Annotated in this window: 9 protein-coding genes; all 9 read right to left on the bottom strand. The window is 46.3% G+C overall.

Features of this window, described 5'->3' with window-relative positions:
- Nucleotides 1–580, bottom strand: a 580-nt coding sequence (locus tag QTO00_RS08125; RefSeq protein ID WP_331424176.1) for a type II secretion system F family protein, incomplete at its 3' end; no start/stop codon positions are given.
- Between the two features lie 8 nt (nt 581–588).
- Complete coding sequence (locus QTO00_RS08120; RefSeq protein ID WP_331424174.1) at nt 589–2,313, bottom strand: GspE/PulE family protein; 1,725 nt, start codon at nt 2,311–2,313, stop codon at nt 589–591.
- Nucleotides 2,303–3,367, bottom strand: coding sequence for a tetratricopeptide repeat protein (locus QTO00_RS08115; protein ID WP_331424172.1), 1,065 nt, complete (start codon nt 3,365–3,367; stop codon nt 2,303–2,305). The genes QTO00_RS08120 and QTO00_RS08115 overlap by 11 nt, the downstream gene beginning before the upstream one ends.
- A gap of 3 nt (nt 3,368–3,370) precedes the next feature.
- Nucleotides 3,371–4,210, bottom strand: a complete 840-nt coding sequence (locus tag QTO00_RS08110; protein ID WP_331424170.1) for an ExeA family protein — start codon at nt 4,208–4,210, stop codon at nt 3,371–3,373.
- 5 nt (nt 4,211–4,215) lie between these two features.
- Nucleotides 4,216–5,880, bottom strand: a complete 1,665-nt coding sequence (gene mshL, locus QTO00_RS08105; RefSeq protein WP_331424168.1) for a pilus (MSHA type) biogenesis protein MshL — start codon at nt 5,878–5,880, stop codon at nt 4,216–4,218.
- A 15-nt stretch (nt 5,881–5,895) separates the two neighbouring features.
- On the bottom strand, nt 5,896–6,219 hold the full coding sequence (locus tag QTO00_RS08100; protein WP_331424167.1) for an MSHA biogenesis protein MshK: 324 nt from the start codon (nt 6,217–6,219) through the stop codon (nt 5,896–5,898).
- Nucleotides 6,212–6,862 carry an MSHA biogenesis protein MshJ gene (locus QTO00_RS08095; RefSeq protein WP_331424166.1) on the bottom strand — a complete coding sequence of 217 codons (651 nt, stop codon included), beginning with the start codon at nt 6,860–6,862 and terminating at the stop codon, nt 6,212–6,214. The genes QTO00_RS08100 and QTO00_RS08095 overlap by 8 nt, the downstream gene beginning before the upstream one ends.
- Complete coding sequence (locus QTO00_RS08090) at nt 6,862–8,301, bottom strand: MSHA biogenesis protein MshI (protein WP_331424165.1); 1,440 nt, start codon at nt 8,299–8,301, stop codon at nt 6,862–6,864. Before QTO00_RS08090 ends, QTO00_RS08095 begins: the two co-directional genes overlap by 1 nt.
- A gap of 8 nt (nt 8,302–8,309) precedes the next feature.
- Nucleotides 8,310–10,322: an RNase E specificity factor CsrD gene (csrD, locus tag QTO00_RS08085; RefSeq protein ID WP_331424164.1), complete on the bottom strand. Its 2,013-nt coding sequence runs from the start codon at nt 10,320–10,322 to the stop codon at nt 8,310–8,312.
- Nucleotides 10,323–10,373 lie beyond the last annotated feature (51 nt).

Here is a 10,373-nt window from a genome sequence, read left to right as displayed (position 1 = left end):
GGATCACTTTTACGTTGAGGATAAACATCGCAATGGTAATGAAACTGATCACGAAAGTCGGATAGCGCATCGCGGTTTTGATTCTTTTACGCGTTTCAACCTCTTGCTCATAATAGTTAGCGAGTTGGAGCAAAGCTTGGTCTAACCGACCTGTGTTCTCCCCAACATGAATCATGGAAACAAACAGCGGACTAAACACCTTAGGGAATAGCTGCATCGAGGCAGACAAACTACGACCATTAGTCAACTCTTGCGTAACATCTTGCAATGCGATCTGGAGCTGTTTATTGGCGCAGTTTTGACTCAATCCATTCATCGAACGGAGCAAAGGCACCCCAGCCTTGGTTAAGCTATATAGCTGACGGCAAAAGATCACCAACACTTCTAACGGAACCGCTGGAGTCACTAAAGCCTTAACGTCAATACTTAGCCCGCTCTTGCCTGACTGCGCAGAAATCTCAATCGGGATAATCCCTTTTCCCATCAACTGCTCAGCGGCAGCCTCTCGGGTAGGTGCTTCAACTTGACCTGACACTGCGCTGCCATCTAGGTTTCGTCCTTGGTATCGAAAGCTATTCATTCTCTACCTTAGATATATATCGCTTGAATGTGGCCAGATGAATCCCCTTCACCTAAGCTCATCACTTCACTTAAGCTTACCGTCCCCTGCAGGGCTAACTCCATTGCCGAAGCAAGCAAAGGCTTATAGTTTGGCGACTGGCGGGCAACTTTTGAAAAGCCGACAGCATCATTTGCGCGCAGCATATCCATCATGTCCTGCTCTAACTCAAGCATCTCAAACACGCCGATTCGGCCACGATAACCCGTTAGGTTACAGTTTTGGCAGCCGCGACCTTTAACAAAAGTCGCCTCGACTTGATTTGGGAAACGCTGTGCAAGCCACTGTACTCGCGCATCATCAAGTTGCTCTTCCGTCTTACAATCAGGGCAAACCTTACGTACCAGTCGCTGTGCAACTACCGCACGCACCGCACTGGCAACCAAATAACCCGGCGCTCCCATATCCATCATTCGGAGCGCACTATCAATCGCATCGTTGGTATGCAAGGTGCTCAATACAAGGTGACCAGTTAATGCGGCGCGTAGTCCAATTTCTACCGTTTCTTGGTCGCGCATCTCACCCACGAGGATAATATCTGGATCCTGACGAAGAAAAGTTCGCAGCACAGTAGAAAAATCGAGATCGATCTTAGGGTTTACCTGCACTTGGTTAACGCGTGGTAAACGATATTCAACAGGGTCTTCCGCTGTGATGATCTTCTTACCCGGCTCATTAAGCTCACTTAACGCACCATACAGAGTAGTCGTTTTACCCGAACCTGTTGGACCTGTTACTAAGATCATGCCATGAGGGCGACGCAATTGACGTCTCAACTTATCCAATAGATGAGAGGGAATACCTGACTCTTCGAGCTTACGCACACCTGCTGATTGATTAAGCAGACGCATCACCACTGACTCACCATATTGCACAGGCATAGTCGACATTCGAATATCAACCGATTGACCTTTAGAGCGGATATTAAAACGGCCATCTTGCGGCAAACGTTTCTCGGAAATGTCCAAATTAGCCATCAGCTTGAGCCTTAATACCAAGGCGGAAGCGATATTCACCTCATTCAACAGTGTTTCATGCAACACGCCATCAATACGCTGACGCAAGCGGAGCACATCGGAATCAGGCTCGATATGGATATCAGAAGCCCCGACTTGAATCGCATCTTCAAACATAGAATTGATCAGCTTAACAACGGTAACTTCTTCGCTATCATCCCCTTCAATACTGTAATCAAACGCTTCGGTAACCTGATGTTCGGCCTGTAGCTGTTCAGCAAATGAGGCAATCTCTTTAGTGCGTCGATAATAGCGATCAAAACCATCAACTAGCTGCTTTTCTGACGCAATAACGAACTCAATACTGTACTGAGCTAGTTGCCCTAATAGCGCCTCCTGAGCGAACAGATCCGCCGGATCACTCATTGCAACACGCAGGGTATCCATCTGACGACCAATGACTAAGGCGCGCAAACGTCTCGCATGTACTTCGGGCAGTAACTGAACGGCCTCAATGTCCACCTCGGCACGGCTCAAATCAATCAAAGGAATAGACAGCTGTTGCGATAGAAAAGACAGCATTTGGTGTTCAGTTAAGGCACCAAGATCAATCAGAGTCGCCCCTAATTTTCGCCCAGTCGTTTTTTGCGCGGCTAGAGCTTGCTCTACTTGCTGTTCTGTAATGACCCCTTCTTCGACTAACAGGTCGCCAAGGCGTTTTCTTAACTTAATTTTCACTCGACTGTACCTCTAGATTTTCAATCAATGCTAGTCGATCGCGAATAAACTGCTGAGATTGGCTCGAAAGACCAAGTTTAGATAGCGCTTGCGTGTAAGAACCTTTGGCTTCTGCCAGTTGAAATGCTCTCTCTTGCTGGATCCCCAGTCCCATCCACCAGCGAGCACTGTCTGGTTCGAGCTTTACAAGCTGGAGGTAGCTTTGTAGCGCGAGTTCGTCTTGCTTCTCTTTCTGCGCTAACGCGGCACGCAATGACAGATATTCAATCGAGGCTGACTCTGGCAAGGTGCTCAATACCGTCAGTGCAACCGTGTTTTGTTGCTCCTTCATCAGCATTTTCGCCAGCGAAAGTCGCAGTGTTGAGTCGGACTTATCCAGGCTTATGCCTTTTTGCAACAGGTCCGCAGCCTTGCGCACTTCACCTTTTCCATAATAGAGCGCTGCCAAGCGCTTTCTGACCATCTTGTTATTCGGTGTATAGCGCAACGACTCAGAATAGTCACTGATTGCATCAGCCAGGTTATTGTTATCAAGCGCTTTTTTTGCTCTTATTTGAGCTTTTTGAGATAGCTGTTCAGGAGTAAGCTCAACTTGCTCAATACGTACCTCCCCTAGCTGAGCTTTCTTGATAGGAGTAGGCTCGGCTGGAGCTTTGGTTCCATTACGAGCAAGTTGCACGGGTTGAGCAACCACTTTTGGTTTCACTTTGGTTGCTATTGGCTTAGCTACTTTAGGCGCTGGTTCAATATCTTGCTCAGAGACTGACTGATAAATCGGTTGTTCAACCACCGCAACTTTTGTCGTTGGCGATTCAAGGTTCAACGGGGATGAAGGCGTTTGTGAGTCAATCTTTGTCATTAGAGAAATGGGTTGTGAAGGTGCTTGCTGAGAAAGCGCCCAGCCACCAACAGCTAAGCTCAGAGTAAAGCTACCAACCACCCAAGGCAGTACCTTCCATTGCTTAACTGGCTTAACTTCAGCTTTGCTAATCGTCCCCATTTGGGTTGATTTATCGCTAGCTAATTTTGAAAGCGCATTATTAATCGCACTCATGAATTAACTCCACCCCCATAGCAGCGGGGTTTTGAATTTAGGTTTGCAACTGTCGTAAGTATCATGAATCGCCGCAAACAGCTGTGAATTAGTCACTTGAGCTGATGCTTGGCTCATAGCTAACAATAGCGCTTTATGACATATTTGATTGATCAATCGCGGATAGCCTCGACATGCTCGCCAAATCGCTTTTTTATGGTTTAACGCAAAAATACTCGCTTTACCGCCCGCTTTAGTTAATCGGTTATCGATATAAGCGACGCACTCATCCAGCGTTAGACCTCGTAGCGTAGCACTAAACGTAATACGTTGACGAAACTGCCGCAAATGATGACTGGCTAAACGTTCGTCAAGTTCTGGCTGACCAAGCAAGATCATCTGTAACAGCTTCTCTTGTTCCGTTTCTAAGTTGCCAAACAACCTAAGGACTTCAAGCGCATCATCATCCAGAGCTTGAGCCTCATCGACCAGTACCACGACACGCTTACCCTGCTGTTTCAATTCAATTAATCGCTTTTGAATCTCATCAACAACCGTGGTCTCGTTATCAACCTCTAAGCCAAGCTCGCTCGCCACTGCCATGCGTAGCTGGCTACCACTTAACGCCGGGTTGGGCAAAAAAACCAACTCAACATTGGGCTTAAAGTGCTTAACTAACACTCGGCAAATCATGGTTTTTCCTGTACCGACTTCACCCGTGACCTTGATAACCCCTTCGCCCATTTCAAGCGCCGTGTTAACCATATGAATTGCTTCATAGTGGGGCGCTAACCCTAGAAACATCTCAGTATCTGGGGTGAGGTGAAATGGCAAGCTATCAAAGCCAAAGTGCTCTAGGTACATAACGGTTATTGCTCGTCAGGGAACCACTCTTGTAACAGGTCGCGTGAGCGCTCTAGTTCTTTTTGCCAAGTATTTACGCCAACAACAGAAGGCTTAAGTAGAATCACCAACTCAGTTTTTTGGGTTAGCTTTGTGGTATTACGGAACAAGTGGCCTAGCGCAGGTACGTCACCTAAGAAGGGCACTTTCGACACTTGATCAAAAGTACTCGACTTCATTAAGCCTCCAATCACAACCACATCACCGTCTTGAGCACGAATGACCGAATCTGATTCACGAATCGAACTGGTTGCCAACGGCAGAGTTAGGTTGTTGGAACCAAAGCTGATCTCTTTGCGCTCCTCTTTCACTTCAATAACCGATGGATGTACATGCAACAACACATTACCTTGGTCATCGATTTGAGGTGTTACATCAAGTGAGATACCTGAGAAAAATGGCGTTAGCTCGACATCTGTCGAAGTGTTACTTGATGAGCTATTTGTATCAGTATTAGAAGAAAAGTCCGTCACATAATAGCTGTCTGTGCCCACTTTAATGACCGCTTTCTGGTTGTTCGAAGCTGTCACTCGTGGGCTTGAGAGCACATTTAGATCGCCCTGAGTAGCCATAAAGCTCAATACCGCTTCAAAGCTACCACTAGAGATCACTAAGTTTGACTGACCGCCGAGTAAATTGCCGATAGTATCCAGGCCAGGAAGCACGGCAGGCACAATCGCCCCTGTAGCATCTTTGACAATCGAGCCCTGACCAATCGAGTAGTTGGTTCCGTTCGAGCTAAACGCTTTTGACCAGTTAATGCCCTGCTGATAGCCGTCACTCAAGGTAACTTCAAGGATCTTCGCTTCAAGGATAACCTGACGATGCATGCGCTGCTGAGAAACGCCTAAGAAGTCGCGTACTTCTCTAATTTCATCAGGAAAAGCCCTCACAGTGATGACGCTCGCCTGAGGGGTTACCACCACGCTCTGACCATCGCCCGAACCAATGAGTTGCGCCACGGCAGTCTCCAGCTGTGGCCAAAAGTCACTCTCGTTAGTGGTCTCAATCTCAGTACCGCCTTTAACATTGTTGCTGCTACTGTTATTGGAGTTGGAGTTCGACGATGTGGATGAGTTCGATGAACTAGAGCTTGATGAGTTATTGTCAGTATTGGTAATGGTTCCCGTCGAGATAGAGGTAAGTGAGCGGCCTGTGCGCTTAAACTGTAAATAGTCGACGGGGATTGTCACTGTACGCAGGCCCGCAGGATAAACCTGAATAACATTGCCAACCTTATTAATATCGTAGCCATACATATCTTGTACAACTGCTAACACTTCATCCAACGACACTTCATTTAGGTTAACGGTAATACTCCCACTCACGTTAGGATGAATCGCAGCACTATATTGAGTGCCTTTAACTAAGCTAGCAAAAAAAGCTTTGGCATCGACGCCATTGGCTTTGATTCTAAAGCGCTTGATAGCCTTAGACGCAACGGTGTTATCACTACTCAGTTCTGGCATAAGATCAGCTTCTACCGAAGCAGGGAGAGTTTCTAGAGCGCGGCTATTGTTTTCATTTATCGCCTGATTCAGCGCCCCTTTAGCCTCTACAGGATCTCTATGTCCCATAGTACAACCAGCTAGTAAACTGGTAATCGTGATTGCTATTGCGAGTTTACGCATAAGTTTCAACTGACCTTACTGTTTCACATCCAGAGAGAAAAGATTGAGTTGCCATTGCTTGCCACCTGTTTCTAAAGTGACAACCTCTGGCTTAATTTGACTAACTTTGTAACCACTGACTTGCTCACCCGCAAGCACGACTTGACCATTAATAATCGCGCTACACCCATGAGTATCTTCACAGACAATACTCTGTAACGTAGGGACTGGCTTACGCTTTACCACAGCAGGTTTGTTCGGGCTAGATTTCTGCCAACCTAGTGGCGCCGTTGGATCCTGAGAAGCCAACGTATTGAGTGATAACACCGATAAAAACAATGCCAAGCTAATTCTAACCACCAATAAACTCCTGCCTAGTTCCTAAGGTATAGACTTCAAGTACCAAACGCGCGGTTGGATACTCTTCAACAGAGTAGTGAAAACTTCTCCAGTAATATTTAACAGGCAAATTTTCCAACGCCTCTAGATATTTAACGATAGCAAAGTACTGCCCGGTTAACTCCAAACGTACAGGATGGATGTAGTAACCCGTTGAGCTGGATTGAGCTTCATTTGTCACTATCGGCTCTGCAGGCATTGACGCCAGTGAAACTAGGTGCAAGCCTTTTGATTCAGCCAGCACTTGCTCTAATAAGTGCGCCATCTGGCTAGGAGCAATGAGGTTCTCGACAATCGCTGCAAGTTGAGTAGAAAGCTCTTGGCTCTCAGCCATCAGTTGCTTGTACTCTTGATTTAGCTCCTGATCCGGATCTTTACGCAGTTTAGCGGTCATCAACAGAATATCCGCTTCAAGGCGTTGCGCGTTAAGTTTGCTCGCCACAATTCGTTGCGTTGTAGCCTTGTTCTGCTCAAGGGTTGGTTCCACTAGGAAGGTAAATAGACCAAGTGCAATTGCGACAAAACCACATAAAGTGATTAACCACTTCTCTCTCGCGCTCAGTTGGACAAATTTGTCACACCACTGTTGCCAGTACTGCTCCATTAGTCGTCCTCCTGTTGTGTCTTAAGCTCAAAAGTAATGATGTTGTCCTCATTACGGCCTATGGTTAGCCTTTCAAATGTACGCCCAACTAGGTTTAACTCAGTTTTAAATTGATTGACCCAATTTGGAATCGCTTTCGCTTCGCGAGCTAAGCCCTGCAAATCTAAAGTCATCTCATCAATAGTGATGGAACTGAGTGATATATCGTTTCTTCCCAGCTCAGCCAATGAGCGCATCACACCCGAATAACCAATTTGTTGTGATTCATCAAAGCCATTAATCGCTTCTAACGAGTGTCTTTTAGCTTCTATCTCTTGTTTAAGCCTAGCAATAGCTGCCACTTTCGCTGCGCTAGGTTTATGCTTGGCTAATCGCTGACTCAAGCTTTCAACCTCTTGCTGGTACTCTTTCTCCCGAGACTGGTAGGCTGCTAGCTCTTGCTGCAATTGACTGTTTTGGTATTTGACCCCGGCATAAGCCAAACTCAAAACCCCTGCGGTGATCAGCCACCCCAGCGCGACATTTTTTAGCGTAAAGTAAGCTTTTTTCGGTTTAAGATCCTCAGGGAACAGATTAATGTCCACCTGCTCTAGCTGGCTCGCGGTTTGAACCAGTACCGCACCCGATTCAAGCTCAGCCTCCGATAAAGCCGTCACCTTGACGCTCAAGCTTTCACTTAGATTTTGGACTAGGTCCTGATGCTGCTCTTCGTCACAGCACACTTGTAGTTGGTGTAGTGATGCACTGCGCATTTGTGACGATAAGTAATCAATTGAGCGTTGCAGCTCTAAAGCTAAGCTATCGAGTTGAAGAGCACTGGTTGCTACGCCCGTTAGTGGTGCGGTCAGTCCGCGAATGGTTCTTTGAAATGCGCATTGAGAGTCAACAAATGCACTGATACGAAATTGTCCTTGCTTGCTTCTTTGTAGAAGCAAAAAGGTGCTCATTTCATTGGCGGAATGCCCCCAAATTTCATCCTCTACGCAGACACAGGCTAGATCTACCTTAATTTGCTTAAGTGACTCATATAAACCTGCGACTAACGCGCGCTGCACCACGTAAACTTGTAACTTGTTATTGACAGAGACTGGTGAGAAGTCTGCCACTACATCAGCCACTTTTTCGCTAATGAGATCTTTAACTAAAAACGGTATGGCGGCTTTAAGTTCTTGTTGAGGTATGTTTGGCTTCTCAATCTGGAACGTTTGGTAAATACTGGAGTGAAGAACAAGTTTAAGATCTAGATTAGATACCTGAGCATCACGTAGTACCTTAACCAGGAGCTCTTGCCAAGCAACGCCTTCAACAGGAACCACACTCGGTAAAGATAACGCTTGTGGTGCTGAGAAAAAAATCGCACTAGGTTGAACAACCGCATACACTTCATAAGCGGCTTGCTTGCCAGTTTTTAACTTATCGAACAATGATTGAATATTCATTTATACTTCTATGTTTTCCGCCAGCGATTTCGGCGTCCAATTTGCACTTTACTCTGCTGAGTTCGCATTGAGCTATGCTCTGCCAGTGTATGCTCTGGTAACATCTGCTGTTCTGCAGCTAAATAACGCCCCTGCACACCATGAACACCGAGTTCAAGCATAGTTTGGTACTCTTGTTTGTTATCGACACCTACAGCAATAACCTGAGTGTTTAGCCCTGCACAAGCACCCAATAAGCTACGGACAAAAAGTTGGTTTTCATGGCGCTGATCGATTTTTTTAATCAGGCTTCGGTGCAACTTCAAATAACTAACTGGAAACTCTTTAAGGTAGTGCGTGCTAACAATCGAGCGTCCCGCTTGGCCAACAACAACTTTACAACCCAAGCCCGTGATCATTTTGGCAACAGGCCGTATGTAATCAAGATGTTTGACCAACCTCGCCTCGGCAAATTCAAATGACAGCCGAGCGCGCTGCTCGGAAGTAAGCTGTAATAGTTCGTCTCTAAACCATTTAAAGAAACTCCGTTCCGCAAAAGGTACCACATGCAGGTTAATAGAGTAACCACTTGGTTGGCCGGAACACCTTATGTGTCGAATTATTTTTCGAATCATGGCCTTATCAAGGGTCGATTCATAACCAACCGACTCAACTGCCGAATTAAAGCGCGACGCTTTTATGACGCCTTTTTCGGGATCGTTAATGCGAGCAAACAGCTCCAAATGGTCCTCTGAAGGCTCTTTTTGACTATCAAGAAGGTAACAAGGCTGAGAGTAAACATAGAGTTGTTCCGGTTGCAGCGCGACATCCAACAAAGTACGCCAACGTACGCTGCCACGCTCGTCACTTTGGCTAGTATGTTTTTCAAAGCGACTCCAAGTGTTAATCCGCTGCAGCTGCGCACTCTTTAGTGCAGTTTCAGCCTCATCAAGGATTCGACCTTGACTCTCACCCTCTCGATACATACTAACCCCAATGTGGATCCAATCATCACGCTCTAGAGGGGAAGGAGGCGCGAGTTTCTCAAGCTGTTTCAAACATTGCGCAGCTAGGTTGGCGACCTCTTTACTGGATAGGTTTGGCGCAAAAATCGCAAAGTCCGAACGGTAATAGCGCGACAAAATTACATCTGGATAGCGTTGAATAACATTGCTCAACCCTTCACCAACACTGATTAAGAAATCATTAGCAACTGACTTATCCTGTTCTTCTATCTGCTCCCAATCATCAACACGTAAGATCAAAATACCGCCACGGGAACCATGTTCAGACAAAGCCGCTTCCAACTTACTGTCAAACAATACTCTATTTGCCGTGCCCGTCAGTTGATCGAGAAAAGTCTGGGTACGGATGAAGGTATCAAAGCGGCTTCGCTCCTGACGAGCATCTTGGAGCTCTTCGATTAAACGGTCTAGGGCCAGACTCGCCGTATAGGGCCACTCTTTTTCATCCCCGACCGCATAACCTTCAACGCGACCAGCAAGTATCATTCGCCCTCGCTCTTCGAGCAACTCTGAGCCGTATAACTGACCCTTAAGCCACTCTAGCCCTTTAATCAATCCAAAGACAATAAACGCGACAGCCACAGTGATCGACCAAAGGGCTTGAATTGAATAGCCATAGCCAATGTACGGCGGAACCGCCTTAAAGCGAATCTGATAGCCTTGGTTTCGCTCTAGGGTATATTCAACATTGTAGAGCAGCGCCGTATCAACTTTCGACGAGGTATCTTTGAAGCGATAAATCACCCCAAACTCAGACGACAGTTCCATCTCAACAATATTAGAGGCCTGAAGCATTTTCGGCATCCAACGCTGTAATGAATATGCAGCGTCTGGGTCTTCCATCTCTTTATCCAGCACTTCAACAATGCCTTTGAGTGAGTGATCTAAATACTCTTGGCCGAGTCGTTTAAAAGAGAGGGTTCCACCGAGAAAAAGGATAAACATCGCGCAGATAACAATCATAGTCACGAACGCAACTAGCCGAGTGCTGAGCTTTAAGGTAGGCGTGTACCTCATAGTTCGAAAGTTCCTTTTTCAATTAAACAGAGAGCTCGATGGCAAAAAGGC

Origin of the sequence: Vibrio sp. M260118 (genome assembly GCF_036533755.1) — a bacterium.
In the GTDB taxonomy this organism is placed as follows: Bacteria; Pseudomonadota; Gammaproteobacteria; order Enterobacterales; family Vibrionaceae; genus Vibrio.
Note: the sequence above shows the minus strand (reverse complement) of the source record. Positions and strands in the feature narration are given on the sequence as shown.

Bases quoted from the DNA above. Each gene is read 5' to 3' on its own strand.
- QTO00_RS08115 (WP_331424172.1), bottom strand. From the start codon at position 3,367: ATGAGTGCGATTAATAATGCGCTTTCAAAATTAGCTAGCGATAAATCA.
- QTO00_RS08110 (WP_331424170.1), bottom strand. From the start codon at position 4,210: ATGTACCTAGAGCACTTTGGCTTTGATAGCTTGCCATTTCACCTCACC.
- mshL (WP_331424168.1), bottom strand. From the start codon at position 5,880: ATGCGTAAACTCGCAATAGCAATCACGATTACCAGTTTACTAGCTGGT.
- QTO00_RS08095 (WP_331424166.1), bottom strand. From the start codon at position 6,862: ATGGAGCAGTACTGGCAACAGTGGTGTGACAAATTTGTCCAACTGAGC.
- QTO00_RS08090 (WP_331424165.1), bottom strand. From the start codon at position 8,301: ATGAATATTCAATCATTGTTCGATAAGTTAAAAACTGGCAAGCAAGCC.
- csrD (WP_331424164.1), bottom strand. From the start codon at position 10,322: ATGAGGTACACGCCTACCTTAAAGCTCAGCACTCGGCTAGTTGCGTTC.